The following is a 13832-nucleotide window of genomic DNA, read 5'->3' on the forward strand; positions in this document are numbered from 1 at the left end:
GTGGAGAAAACAGAAAGATTAAATGATCGGGCCAGAATATTCCGGCCCTTGAATAGAGTGATTACAACAGACGACGAGCCGCGTCGACAACAATGCCTAAAGCATTACTTTCTGTTTTTTTCAACAATTCAACATCTGGAATTTCCTGCTGAGTACGGTTAACAATCACACCCGCAACCATACCAGCACGCAACCCCTGACTTGCACACATTGTCAACAAAGTCGCTGATTCCATTTCAAAGTTCATCACTCCCATTTCCTGCCACTCTTTCATAGAGCCCTGAAAGCGGCGGACAACACGACCAGAATAGGTATCGTAACGTTCCTGTCCTGGATAAAAAGTATCAGAAGAAGCGGTCACACCGACGTGCGTTGTGGAACCTGATGCTTTTGCTGCTGCATACAGTGCGTTGGTACATTCAAAATCAGCCACAGCCGGGAACTCCATCGGAGCAAAGTGCAGGCTGGCTCCATCCAGACGAACTGCGGCAGTGGTCACTAACACATCACCTACATTAATATTCTTCTGGATCGCTCCAGTTGTACCAATACGTAAGAAAGTGCGGACACCTAATTGTGCCAATTCTTCCACAACAATTGACGTTGATGGACCACCAATACCAGTAGAGCATACAACAACTGGTTTACCATCAATTTCGGCACGCCAAGTTGTAAATTCACGATGAGAAGCCAGATGGACTGGGTTATTCATCAATCTTGCTATCTTCTCAACACGGTTAGGATCGCCTGGAACAATAGCCAGAGTTGCGCCCTGTAAGTCGTTTTTGGTAATACCTAAATGGAATACATCAGACATATTGGCTCCTCAACAGGAATATTCAAAATCAAAATACAGATACCTAAATTTAGTGAATACTCTGACATTTTTTGGTGATAAAAGTCACTTTTAGTTAATAACCAAAAGAAACGCATACATTAAATCGTGATTTAAATCACATTTATGTGTGATAAATAATACGGTGAGTATAGAGCCGAAATGGAAATAATATTCGAAGAACAATCACAAAAAGCGCTCTTCACAGAGCGCCGTTGGATCATTTACAAGATTAAATTAAGAAGCAATATGCCACACAGTCCAATTCCCCATGCAATGGTTGTCGGAATCGACCAGACGATCACTTGATGCCTCACATCCTTAATGCCCATCATCCGGTTAACCACCCAGAAAAAACAGTCATTAAAATAGCTGAGGAACAGTGTTCCCATCATTGCGGCCTGAGCAGCCACTAACATATTAATATCCGGTATCTGTTTAATAACAGGTGCTGAAATAGACGCTGCTGTAATCATTGCCACAGTACCAGAACCTTGAATGATGCGTATTAACGTCGCAATGATAAATGGGATCAAGACAGGAGTTATTGTCAGACTGGCTATATATTGTGCCAGTATTGTGCCGGTTGAACCTTCATTTAATACAGCTCCCAGCGCCCCTCCTGCACCTGACACTAATAAAATAATACCCACGGTTTGTAATCCGGTTTCCAAATGTTCAATCACCTCTTGTTTACTGACATTTGGCATCAGCTTATAAACCGCCAGCAATACACTGATTGCCAGAGCGATAATAGGTGATCCAAGAAAATTAAGAATCTGAAAATAAAAATGGTTTTCCTTACCGATAAACAGAGCTGTTTTCAACAATAATCCATTCACAACATTAGTGAAAATCAGCACGATAGGCACAACAATAGGCAGAAGAGAAATAAATAAGCCAGGTAATGGCGTGTTCGATTTCTCTTCCATATAGCTTTGATGAATTTGTCGCAGATTTTCTTCCGTTTCAACAAGCTGATATTCAGGATATTTAGTCTCTAACCATTTGGCATAGCAGGTAATACCGATAACGCATGGGATAGCCAGTATCATTCCCACCAGCATCACTTTACCTACGCTTACTCCAAATATTCCGGCCACACCAAGCGGCCCCGGTGTTGGTGGAACAATATGGTGAGTCACCACCAGCCCTCCGGCTAATGCTACTCCTAACGTCAGTACATTTCGTTTACCTTTCTTCGCCAATGCTTTCACCAGAGGATAGAGGATCACAAAAGCCGAATTAACAAATATAGGAATACTGACGATATAACCCGTGATTGCCAGCGCCCATTCTTCGCGCTTTTTACCTAACCATTTGATCAAGCTATAGGCAATTTGTTCAGTTGCACCAGAGGCTTCCAATATCCTCCCCATCATGCTTCCCAATCCGATCACAATACCAATACTACCCAATGTCGAGCCAAACCCTTTAGCGATAACTTCAACAACATTGCTCATGGTTAAACCGCCGGATATTCCTGCGATAACCGCAGCAATTAACATGGCAAGAAGTACATGAATACGAGTACGTAAGACCAGAAAAATCAGCGTAAATACCGCCACTCCCAATCCAATAATTGGAATGTAAAACTCCACCATAAAACCCCGTTTCAATATCTGTATTATTGGCGATAAATGTGCATGGTATGTCAGCCAAAGTTCTTGTTACAAGCTGTAACGAAACCTGAAGTCTTAATTAAAGTAATGAGGATTTATTTGGAATATACAGAATAAAGAAAAGCGCCCTTTACAGAGCGCTACGATGACTTACATGACGAGATTAAGTAACAATACACCACACAGCCCAATTCCCCACGCAATTGTTGTCGGAATTGACCAGACAATCATCTGTTGTTTTGCATCTTTAATACCCATCATCCGGTTAACCATCCAGAATAAACTATCATTAAAATAACCAAAGAAAAAAGCTCCTATGGTAGCTGCTTGGGCTGCCAACAACATATTTATACCTGGTATCTCGCTGATGATAGGAACGGAAATAGAAGCCGCTGTAACCATTGCAACAGTACCAGAACCTTGGATTAAACGTACTAGCGTTGCAATAATGAATGGAATCAAAATTGGTGTAATTGGCAATTTAGCGATATTCTGTGCTAAAAGCTCCCCTGTCCCACTTTCACGCAATACAGTTCCTAACGCTCCCCCAGCACCAGTAACCAATAGAATAATACCCGCTGTTTGTAATCCTGTTTCCAAATGCCCTATAATATCCTCTTTTCGGATTTTTGGCATTAAAATGTAAATAGCCAACAGTACACTAATTGATAATGCAATAATAGGAGAACCAACGAAATCAATAAACTGAAAATAAATATTTTTTTCTTTTCTCGTAATTACCTCAGTTCCCAGTAGAATATTATTAATTGCTTTTATTAGAATTAATGTTATTGGGACAATAATAGGTAACAGTGAAAAAAACAAATTCGGCAAGGATTTATTAGCCTTTTCCTCCATGTAATTCTGATGATTTTTTCTAAGATACTCTGGATCTTCATTAGTAAAATAATATTCAGGATATTTAATCGCTAACCATTTTGCATAAAAAGTAACACCAATAACACATGGAATAGCTAATATCATACCCACTAACATCATTGCCCCAATATCCACTCCAAATATCCCTGCCACACCAAGCGGCCCTGGTGTTGGAGGAACTAAATGGTGGGTTATGACTAACCCTCCAGCCAGCGCAACTCCTAAGGTTAATAAGTTTCGTTTGCTTTTTTTCGCCAATGTCTTAATTATCGGGTATATGATGACAAAAGCTGTGTCGACAAAAATGGGAATACTAATAATATAACCAGTTATCGCCATAGCCCATTCTTCACGCTTTTTTCCCAACCATTTAATTAAACTATAAGCGATTTGTTCAGTTGCACCTGAAACCTCCAGTATCCGCCCCATCATGAGTCCTAATCCAATCACAATACCAATATTACCCAATGTCGAACCGAATCCTTTGGTAATTACTTCTACAGTATTAGTTATGCCCAATCCACCAGTAATTCCAGCGATTATAGTTGCAACCAGCATAGCAAGAATAGTATGAACCCGAGTGTATAAGACTAAAAAAAGTAGAGTAAATACAGCTATTACTAGTCCAGTGATTGGAATATATAATGTCATATAAAAATCCTTTTTAATGTATCTCGCTACGGATAAACGCACGAATAGCATCACTAAATGAATGGTCGACACTAAAACCTAATGCAATGCTACGACTAATATCAAAATTTCCCGGCCAACTTGCTACTATTCTATTAATATTTTCATCTGGCTCAAAACGAATAAGATCTATCGTCTCTCGTCCAGCTACTTTCTCCAATGCATCAATCATTTCTTCAACTGTGATACTAATGCCTGGTAAATTCACTATTCGTGAAATAGTAAACTTCTCTGCTGGTATTTGTGCTGCATAAATAAGGTTTCTAATTACGGTTTCAGGGCTAGAAAGCCACAATACGAGATTGCGAGAAACAGGACAAATATTGCTTTCTCCATGCAACGATTCACGGATAATACCACTAGCAAATGATGAAGCAGCCTTATTAGGTTTACCTGAACGGACACTAACAGTCGGCAAACGAAGAACTCGCCCATCAACATATCCTTTACGCGAATAATCATTAATCATCAATTCACACATAGCTTTTTGCGTACCATATGAAGATAAAGGATTAACAGCATGATCATCCGTTACCAATTCCGGTAATTTTCCCCCAAATACAGCCAGTGAACTGGTAAAAATAAACTTTAGTGATGGATTATGTGTACGAGCAGCCTCCAACAAACAGCGTGTTACATCAAAATTAATTTTCATACCTAAATCAAAATCTTGTTCAGCATGACTACTAACAATAGCGGCCAAATGAAACAATATATCACTATTTGTATCAATTAATCTTTCAGCCACACCTTCCTTGGCTAAATCTAATACAATATATTGCACCCGAGGATCTCTGATAGGAGAAATTGGATACTTAATGTCTACCAAAACTAATTGCTTAAAATTCAATCCGTAATCGTTTTTGAGTAAAACAGAAGCCAGCTGCTGGCCCAAAAAACCTGCACCACCAGTAATAATTACTTTCATGTAAAATTCTCCTTTATAGACTCTTAGGACTATTTTGTAGTAAGACTCTATTTTCTTATATATTGACAATATGTAATTTCAAACTTAACTCCTGCAATTGTTGCTGTATTAATATTGGCAATTGTCCATCACATACAATATCATTCATATTTGATATTGGACAAACACGAAACATACCGTATTTTCCATATTTGCTACTATCGGAAACTAATATTTTCCTACGAGAAATTTCCAAAAGCGCCTGTTTAACCAAAACCTTTTCTTCATGAGGAGTGGAAATTCCATGTTCAAAATCCCATGAGCTGGTACTAATAAATGAAATATCTACATTCAAGGTACGCAATACCATAGCTGCACTCTTTCCAACACTGGAATAATTGCGTTTATCTACCTGCCCTCCAGTATGAAATAAATTCAATTGGGGTTTATTCATCAAATATTGTGCAATCGAAAAATCGTTTGTAACAATCGTCAAATTGAAACGCTCTGCCAATATTTGAGCAATTTCAAATGTCGTAGTTCCTGCATCAAGATAAACTACCTGTCCGTCTTCTACTAATGAAGCAGCATATTTTCCAATCGCTCGTTTATGGTGATGATGGATGAGAGCTTTCTCACTCCATGGCAATTCTTGCCGTAAAGCATCATTTAATTGGACTCCTCCTACAATACTAATAACTTTCCCTTCTTCCTCCAAAATACGAATATCTCGCCTCACAGTCATGTGTGAAACATTCAGCAATTCAACTAACGTACTAATGGAAATAGTCCGACATTCATGTAATTTACGGTAAATAAAATCTCTACGTTCTGAGGGGTTCATTACCTCTCCTGCTTTATTTCATGATCATGATTGAGCTTTTACCAACCATCCAAGCCCTTTTTTCGTATGACCTGCCGGATGATATTCACATCCAAACCAACCTTGATATCCCATCTCATCCAACTTCTTAAATAACCAGAAATAATTAACTTCACCCCTATCTGGTTCATTACGCTCTGGCACTGAAGCAACTTGAATATGTTTGAATTTTCCCCATAACCGCTCTATTGTCTTTAACAAATCACCTTCCATAATTTGGCAATGATAGAGATCCAACTGGATAAAAACATTTTTACGATCAACAAATTTCATCAGATCTTCAGCTTGACTCTGTGTTGTCAAAAAATATCCTGGAATATCACGAATATTTATCGGTTCGATTAATAAATTGATATCATATTCAGCCATCACGTCCGCAGCATACTGAATATTTGTAATATAGCACTCACGCTGTTGTTTCAGTGTAAATCGCCTATCCAATTTACCAGCCATTGCATGAACCTGTTTACAATCCAAGGCCAAAGCATACTTCAACGCCTTATGCACCCCATCAGCAAACTCTTTTTCACGCCCAGGCAAACAAGCTATTCCCCTATCACCAGTTTCCCAAACTCCCGCTGGCATATTAAATAACACCTGTACAAGTTTATGTTTACTCAATAATTCAGAGAGTTTTTCAGCTGGTTCATGATAAGGAAACAAATATTCCACTCCTTTGAAACCAACATTTGCCGCTTGCGCAAAACGCTCAGTAAAAGGAACCTCGTTAAACATCATGCTCAGGTTTGCTGCAAATTTTGCCATCATTAATCCCTATTATTATCTGATGTAAAGTATTTCCAACTACCGTACTAAGAATTATCTGAAATAAATAATAAAGGTGTGTTGCAACAACATCAGATAGATTTATCCGGTATCCTTCTATTTTTTTATCGCAAATAAGATTGCCGTAATATTTCATCTTCAACAACTGGATTATAATTTTCAAACAAAATGATATTACGTTTTGTGGATAACCTCTCAATTTCCTAACCAGAACTATCATTTCCAAATGAAGAGTGTTTACCAGTATAGATAAACATTTCAAACAAATAATGTATTATAAAATGTAAATGATATATTACAAAAAGATAGGCAAAAAGACTCTTAGACTCTAAAGTGAATATGTGTGGGGGGATGTAATGAAAGCATTCTGGCTTATATATTTAAACAATAAGAATGAGACAATTAATACTATAGCGATCTAACTTGAAGATGTAGATTTCATATATGGACGTCCCATAATATTCAACTTTTTTCAGTGACCCAGTGCATTGCTAATTTCGATTCACGGTCATATATCCGGCGTCTGACAATCATTCAAATTGGCTGCACCATAATAAAATCCGAACCTTGCCACCTCATCAGATCAACGGATTAAAAATTCTCGATAATTTCAGATTATTGCAAGGCCTGATAAGCATTTAGATCATCAACTACAGTCAACTTTATTGAAAATGAAACAGGAGTATTCAGGCAAAAGCTTTACTCACCATGATTAACTAACATATTTCTGGCACACTTATTGGCATAGATGACACAGACTTTATTAAATCCACGCCAGTTAACCAAAGACTGCATCCAATCACCAAGTGCATCTGTCGTATGCTCTGCGTTGTATGGCTACTCTGGTTCTATGGATTAAAATACCGCGCAAGTACCGATTGCCATTTTTAGTGATTTTGCTTAATTGTGTTTTCCCGCCACTGCTTGCCTGTCGGGGGAACTAATCCTAGCCAAGCGGCCATTTGCCTACTGTTATTAAAATGAATATGCTTATTTCATTTTGGTACAATTGACGCCATATGGGACGTCCCATCTCATCAGATCAAGTTTGAGCTAATACATCTGATTTGGATGAGAAATCAAGCATCTTCAATGAAGATAGATATAAACAAAACACACTCATCCATGAAATATCTCCTGAGCATGTAGACTTCAGGTGATTGTGTAGCATATAACATTGGGGCCAAAACTTGTCTCGGCTGCCGGATAACCCAATCAACTAAGTAGCTAGAATATTCAGGGTTGTTAATACATTCTCCTACATCCAATGCAATGGCTGGTGCAAACTTTTTATATTCCATGACTTGCTGATATGTCATGGCAGAGCAACTTCCTGAAAGGACAACGACTTTCCTGCCTCTAATTGATGGAGTTTTCCCTATTGACGATACTGATATACCATACTCAGCATGGAAGCTAAGCCCAGTATGATAACAGGCAAGAGCTGCACCTAACCCTGAGCCACCAGTTACAAAGATCATCTCCGACGCAGCTTGTGCAATTGATATCAAATCCTCCATCATCATTGCATCCACCACAGCATATCGAATACCATTACAACGTAATGTATCTAAGCGGTTCCGAATAGATTCCCCTCCTTGACGTACACAATTAAGATCTACTAATCCTGCCTGCCCTTTTGATTGTTGCTCTACCAACCGCAACAGATTCGCATCTTTCATCGGAGTAACAGGGTGGTACTGCATACCACTTTCATTTAATAATTGCCCATTAACGAATAAATGCCCATGTACTACTGTTCTCCCATTAATAGGGAGAGCCGGACAAATCAAGCTTAAGTCGATCTCAAGTTCATTCATCAAAGCGTCTATAACCGGACCAATGTTTCCTTCTGGTGTAGAATCAAAAGTTGAACAATATTTGAAAAACAACTGTTGGCAACCTACTCTATATCGTAACCATCGACAGCATTTCAAAGAATTTTCAATTGCTTCCTCAACAGGGCAAGAACGGCTTTTCAAACTAATCACAATCGCATCTACACCATGAGGAATAAGAGTATTCTCATCCGGTACTTTTAATAATTGACTAACTTGCCAGCCATTTTGCACCATAAAGCCAGCAATATCAGTCGCTCCAGTGAAATCATCAGCAATCACTCCCAATTTAATGGTCATGGTTTCTCTCTGACAAAATTATTTCCTTGGATATGTTCATCATGGCTCTACCTCTATTTTTTTATAGTTAACTATTAATCTCCCTTTCCCTAGTACACTTCCAATGTTTCTTTTTATTTCTATTTCCTTGAGTTGAAAACAAATTTTAAATATAAATCAAAACAAAATATTCGTATATTTATAATGACTGTGCGATCCGTCTTGCCATCGCTCTAGTTCTATAATCTCTATTTTTTATTGAGTTATTTATGGAGTTCCCTGGTGTTATGGCTATTTGTTGCTCTTTTATATTCACATAGATAACTTCACAAAAAAACGACAGATATCACAGTCAAGGTTTATCACTAAACAAGAAAAAAACAATTAATTAGTTGAATTAATTGAATTAATTTCAAACCAATAGAAAAATAATCTTCACACATTCATGTGACTAACATAAACAAAAATTCTTAATCACCTAATACTCCAACCACCCCAAATAAATTGAATTTTAAATAATGTACTACTTTAATAATTAAATATTAAATTACCCTTTTTTATAACACTTATAATTATTAATTCCTGTAAAAGCATCCAATTTAGTGTTTTATTTCGCTTAATCCAGTAAAGCCCCAACAAAGGAGGGAAATTATGATGAGCTTCTTTGATCAAATTGCAATGATGCTGAGTCGGGGAAAAAACCAACAAATTCAGCATATGATGGACTGGGTTGAAAGTCGGGGAGGGTCAGAAATTGGCAGAAAAAATGGGTATCGATCCCGATGAAGCTTCGTCATTAATTTCACAACATTTGCCTAATCTGGTTGATAAGGTTACCCCAAATGGACAAGTTCCAGAAAATTTGGAGCTAAAATCCGTAAGAATGGATTTGTTAAAAAATAAGTTTCTAAGTAAGTAAAGCAACTCGCCCACCACGCTTATTTAGTGTGGTGGGCAACTTATTGCTCAAATTAATTTAGTTGCTTACTGAATCACGCAGACGTTTTGCCGCTTCAACCATGTTTGCCAGTGACTGGCGGGTTTCTGTCCAGCCCCTGGTTTTTAAACCACAATCTGGGTTAACCCATAAACGTTCAACAGGAATGCGCTCGGCAGCTTTGCGCAATAAAGCTTCAATCCATTCAACACTCGGCACATTAGGTGAGTGAATATCATACACGCCAGGCCCAATCTCATTCGGATATGAGAAATCTTCAAATGAATCCAACAATTCCATATCTGAGCGCGAGGTTTCAATAGTAATGACATCTGCATCCAACGCTGCAATGGAAGGCATAATGTCATTAAACTCGCAATAACACATATGCGTATGGATCTGTGTATCATCTTTCGCCACTGCTGCACTCAGTTTAAAGGCATCCACCGCCCAATCCAGATATTCCTGCCACTCTTCTCTACGCAGCGGTAAGCCTTCACGTAATGCAGGTTCATCAATTTGAATAATGCCGATACCTGCTTTCTGCAAATCATCCACTTCATCACGCAAGGCCAGTGCAATCTGTTTAGCAATAGCTTCCCGGCTGATATCTTCCCTTGGGAATGACCAACAAAGAATAGTTACCGGCCCTGTTAACATGCCTTTTACTGGTTTGTCAGTCAGAGATTGTGCATACGTTGCCCAATCGACCGTAATCGCTTCTGGACGGCTGATATCTCCGATAATTACTGGTGGTTTTACACAACGGGAGCCATAGCTTTGTACCCAACCATTTTGAGTAAAGACATAACCATCAAAATGCTCACCGAAATATTCCACCATGTCATTACGTTCAGCTTCACCATGCACCAGTACATCTAGTCCCAATCGTTCCTGTTCATTGATCGCCTGTTTAATGTGCTCACTAATGTTGATACGATAATGATTACCATCAACACGGCCTTTCTTGAAATCTAAACGTAAGCCACGGATCTCTGTTGTTTGTGGGAAAGAACCGATGGTTGTTGTCGGCCATAAAGGTAATTTGTACCGTTGGCGCTGAAGTTTAGCACGCTCCGAATAAACCTGATTGCGCTCACTGTCTTGTGGCTGGATCTTAGCAAGACGTTCAGCCACAGCCGGGTTGTTCACTCTTGTGGAACTGCGACGGGCACGAATTGGAGCACTGTAACTATCCAATTTATTCAATTCAGCCTGTTTACTGGCTTCAGGTGCATTCAGTGCCTGAGACAACAGAGATAACTCTGTACATTTCTGTAGTGCAAAAGCAAACCAGCTCTTAACTTCTTCATCCAATCCGGTTTCATCATTCAGATCAATCGGACTGTGCAACAATGAACAAGAAGTACCGACCCAAATATCTCGTTTGCCCACCAACGGTGCAATAAGTTCATATTTCGCACTCAGATCTGCTCGCCAGACATTGCGTCCATTAATAACCCCTAACGAAAGCAGCCATGATTCTGGCAAAGATTTCTCCAATTCATTGAGAGGGTCCTGCCCTGCTACCAAATCAACGTGCAAACCTTGTACTGGCAGTGCCTTAATGGTTTCCAGATTATGGCTGATGCTATCGAAATACGTTGTCAGCAATAACTTAACCTGTCCCTGAAGTGCTTGATAAGCTGTCGGGAAGGCTGCCAGCCAATCTTCGGGTAGTTCTAGCACCAACGCAGGTTCATCGATCTGTACCCATTCGATACCACGTTTTGCGAGTTCAGCCAGAATTTGCTGATATACCGGCAGAATATCCTCCAGCAGAGAGAGGCGATCAAAAGCTTTTCCTTTCACCTTTCCAAGCCATAAGTAAGTCACCGGCCCTAACAAAACAGGTTTCACTTTATGCCCCAACGCTAAGGCTTCATCAACTTCATCCAGTAATTGAGGCCATCCGAGCCTGAACTCCTGTCCCTGCTGAAATTCGGGCACAATATAATGATAATTGGTATTAAACCATTTGGTCATTTCTGATGCAGCAGCCGGAGTACCTGTTGGAGCCCGACCACGAGCAATACGGAATAGTGTATCTAAGTCAATGTTCCCATCTTTATTTTGATGGCGAGGAGGTACGTTCCCTAGCAGCAAACTGGTCGTCAACACTTGGTCATACCAAGCAAAATCACCAACAGGAACTAAATCCACCCCTGCCTCTTTTTGCTGTTGCCAGTGACGTGCACGTAATTCACTTCCTGTTTCCAGCAATTCTTGTTGAGAAATTTTACCTGCCCAATAGTTCTCTTGTGCTTTTTTTAGCTCTCTTTTCAAGCCGATACGTGGAAAACCTAATGTATGATTCAAAACTGTCATGTCGTCACCCGCAAATTTTAGCCGTCTAGATGTTTACACATCTATAATCAACAGGTAATGTATAAACCACAAGCGCAAATTATTCATAATCAACTTGAAGGTTTTTCATGATCGAGATAAAACACTTAAAAACACTGCAAGCATTAAATCACTGTGGTTCGTTGGCAGCAGCAGCAAATCATCTGCATCAAACACAATCGGCTCTTTCACACCAATTCAGTGAACTGGAGCATCGTCTGGGATATAAGCTTTTCATTCGTAAAAGTCAGCCCCTGAAACTGACTCATCAAGGTGAAGTACTATTAAGATTGGCAGAACAAATTTTGCCTATGATCACAGCCTCCCTGCACGAGTGTAATGAGCCGCAAGAGACTAACTTGCGCATTGCTATTGAATGTCATAGCTGTATTCAGTGGCTCACTCCTGCACTTAAGCGTTTTAGAGAAAGCTGGCCGCAGGTCAATGTGGATTTTAAATCCGGGGTAACCTTTGATCCACAGCCGGCGCTGCAACAGAGAGAGCTGGATATTGTACTGACATCTGACATTATTCCAGACAGTAAACTGCACTATACACCGTTGTTTGACTATGAAGTGAAACTGGTGGTTGCACCAGATCATCCATTGGCTAATCAGCGGGACATCCAGCCACAGGATCTCTCCACCGAAACCTTGCTGATTTATCCAGTTCAACGGCAACGTTTTGATATCTGGAGACGTTTTCTTGAGCCCGCAGATGTCACCCCGACCTTGAAAACCGTCGATAACACGCTATTACTCATTCAAATGGTGGCTGCCCGTTTAGGTATTGCAGCATTGCCTCACTGGGCGGTAGAAACATTCGAAAGGCAAGGATTAGTTATTACTCAGACGTTAGGGGAAGGGCTATGGAGCCGATTGTACGCAGCCTGCCGTAATGGGGAGCAACGCCAACCGGCTATTGATACATTTATTCGTTCTGCGCGTCAGCACGCGGTGGATAATTTACCGTTTGTGAAGCGGGTCTCAGTATCCAACGGTGATGCACCCAAAGTGACGCAACAATCAGGCTGCCTCCAATGGTAAAGCCCAACCAATTTGGATGCTGCTGCCAAATAACAAAATTGACCAATAACCCTGCCGGAACCAGCATATTATTCATAATCGCGAGTGTTCCGGCATCCACTTGGGTTGCACCATAATTCCACATAAAGTAGCCAATACCAGAAGCCCCCGCTCCTAACCAGATCAGAACTCCCCATTGTAATTGGGTTGTCGGCAGTTTCTGAGGATCACCAAACATTAACCAACCGATAATTGCAATGACACAAGCACCTAAATAGAACCACGAAAATGCGATTCTCTGTGGTATCGGATGCACTTCCATCAAACGCTTATAACCAACCTGACCAATAGCAAAGAAAATATTTGCCAACTGCACCAGTATTAAACCAATCCAGAAGGATTCACTTAACCGGTCATAACGAATAATCGCAGCTCCCGCCACAGCCAGTAACGAACTGAGCGCATAGCCCCAACGCAGCCGTTGACGCCCCATCAAATCGTATATCAATGTGACATACAGCGGAGTCATGACCGTGAACAGCAAAAATTCCGCTACTGTCAGATAGTGGTAAGCATGAAATACAAACAAATACATCACACCTAACTGACAAGCTCCCACTGCCATATACAGCGCAATGACTTTCAGTGATAACCCACGCCAACGCAGAAAGGGTAAAAATACCAGAGCAGCTAACACGACCCTGACAAGAACAGAAAACCAGCTATCAACCTGACCAGCGAGATAAGCACCAATCAGGCTGAATGACGCGGCCCACAAAAGTGTTGTAATTGTTAATAACCACAT

Annotated in this window: 11 protein-coding genes and 1 pseudogene; 2 read left to right on the forward strand and 10 right to left on the reverse strand. The window is 40.1% G+C overall.

What is annotated here, in order from left to right:
- Positions 1 to 61: 61 nt before the first annotated feature.
- The 8 genes and pseudogenes from udp to otnK all read right to left on the reverse strand — a co-directional run bounded on the left by udp (position 62) and on the right by otnK (position 8740).
- A complete protein-coding gene (gene udp, locus AAC852_RS02955; protein ID WP_340619735.1) occupies positions 62 to 817 on the reverse strand; it encodes a uridine phosphorylase in 756 nt (251 codons plus the stop codon).
- Between the two features lie 242 nt (positions 818 to 1059).
- Positions 1060 to 2439 (reverse strand): GntP family permease, encoded by a 1380-nt coding sequence (locus tag AAC852_RS02960; RefSeq protein ID WP_340619736.1) that lies wholly within the window; start codon positions 2437 to 2439, stop codon positions 1060 to 1062.
- A 168-nt stretch (positions 2440 to 2607) separates the two neighbouring features.
- Entirely contained in the window at positions 2608 to 3987 is a 1380-nt protein-coding gene (locus AAC852_RS02965) for a GntP family permease (RefSeq protein WP_340619737.1), read from the reverse strand.
- A gap of 13 nt (positions 3988 to 4000) precedes the next feature.
- Complete coding sequence (gene denD, locus AAC852_RS02970; protein WP_340619738.1) at positions 4001 to 4954, reverse strand: D-erythronate dehydrogenase; 954 nt, start codon at positions 4952 to 4954, stop codon at positions 4001 to 4003.
- 55 nt (positions 4955 to 5009) lie between these two features.
- Positions 5010 to 5777, reverse strand: coding sequence for a DeoR/GlpR family DNA-binding transcription regulator (locus tag AAC852_RS02975; protein WP_340619739.1), 768 nt, complete (start codon positions 5775 to 5777; stop codon positions 5010 to 5012).
- A 24-nt stretch (positions 5778 to 5801) separates the two neighbouring features.
- Entirely contained in the window at positions 5802 to 6581 is a 780-nt protein-coding gene (gene otnI, locus AAC852_RS02980) for a 2-oxo-tetronate isomerase (RefSeq protein ID WP_340619740.1), read from the reverse strand.
- An 820-nt stretch (positions 6582 to 7401) separates the two neighbouring features.
- Positions 7402 to 7527: pseudogene (locus tag AAC852_RS19910) on the reverse strand (transposase); the annotation flags it as partial.
- A 154-nt stretch (positions 7528 to 7681) separates the two neighbouring features.
- A complete protein-coding gene (gene otnK / locus AAC852_RS02990) occupies positions 7682 to 8740 on the reverse strand; it encodes a 3-oxo-tetronate kinase (protein WP_340619741.1) in 1059 nt (352 codons plus the stop codon).
- Between the two features lie 733 nt (positions 8741 to 9473).
- Between otnK and AAC852_RS02995 the strand changes: the two genes are divergently transcribed.
- Positions 9474 to 9638: a YidB family protein gene (locus AAC852_RS02995; protein WP_340619742.1), complete on the forward strand. Its 165-nt coding sequence runs from the start codon at positions 9474 to 9476 to the stop codon at positions 9636 to 9638.
- A gap of 57 nt (positions 9639 to 9695) precedes the next feature.
- Here the strand turns inward: AAC852_RS02995 and metE are convergent, their stop codons facing one another.
- Complete coding sequence (gene metE, locus AAC852_RS03000; RefSeq protein WP_340619743.1) at positions 9696 to 11984, reverse strand: 5-methyltetrahydropteroyltriglutamate--homocysteine S-methyltransferase; 2289 nt, start codon at positions 11982 to 11984, stop codon at positions 9696 to 9698.
- A 107-nt stretch (positions 11985 to 12091) separates the two neighbouring features.
- Between metE and metR the strand changes: the two genes are divergently transcribed.
- Complete coding sequence (metR, locus tag AAC852_RS03005; protein ID WP_340619744.1) at positions 12092 to 13048, forward strand: HTH-type transcriptional regulator MetR; 957 nt, start codon at positions 12092 to 12094, stop codon at positions 13046 to 13048.
- Here metR and AAC852_RS03010 read toward each other — a convergent pair.
- Complete coding sequence (locus AAC852_RS03010; protein ID WP_340619745.1) at positions 12933 to 13832, reverse strand: carboxylate/amino acid/amine transporter; 900 nt, start codon at positions 13830 to 13832, stop codon at positions 12933 to 12935. The genes metR and AAC852_RS03010 overlap by 116 nt on opposite strands.

The sequence above is a fragment of the Xenorhabdus siamensis genome, assembly GCF_037996745.1.
GTDB classification, from domain to species: Bacteria; Pseudomonadota; Gammaproteobacteria; order Enterobacterales; family Enterobacteriaceae; genus Xenorhabdus; species Xenorhabdus indica.

Coding starts and splice junctions, on each gene's coding strand:
- udp (WP_340619735.1), bottom strand. CDS start 817: ATGTCTGATGTATTCCATTTAGGTATTACCAAAAACGACTTACAGGGC.
- AAC852_RS02960 (WP_340619736.1), bottom strand. CDS start 2,439: ATGGTGGAGTTTTACATTCCAATTATTGGATTGGGAGTGGCGGTATTT.
- AAC852_RS02965 (WP_340619737.1), bottom strand. CDS start 3,987: ATGACATTATATATTCCAATCACTGGACTAGTAATAGCTGTATTTACT.
- denD (WP_340619738.1), bottom strand. CDS start 4,954: ATGAAAGTAATTATTACTGGTGGTGCAGGTTTTTTGGGCCAGCAGCTG.
- AAC852_RS02975 (WP_340619739.1), bottom strand. CDS start 5,777: ATGAACCCCTCAGAACGTAGAGATTTTATTTACCGTAAATTACATGAA.
- otnI (WP_340619740.1), bottom strand. CDS start 6,581: ATGGCAAAATTTGCAGCAAACCTGAGCATGATGTTTAACGAGGTTCCT.
- otnK (WP_340619741.1), bottom strand. CDS start 8,740: ATGACCATTAAATTGGGAGTGATTGCTGATGATTTCACTGGAGCGACT.
- metE (WP_340619743.1), bottom strand. CDS start 11,984: ATGACAGTTTTGAATCATACATTAGGTTTTCCACGTATCGGCTTGAAA.
- metR (WP_340619744.1), top strand. CDS start 12,092: ATGATCGAGATAAAACACTTAAAAACACTGCAAGCATTAAATCACTGT.
- AAC852_RS03010 (WP_340619745.1), bottom strand. CDS start 13,832: ATGTGGTTATTAACAATTACAACACTTTTGTGGGCCGCGTCATTCAGC.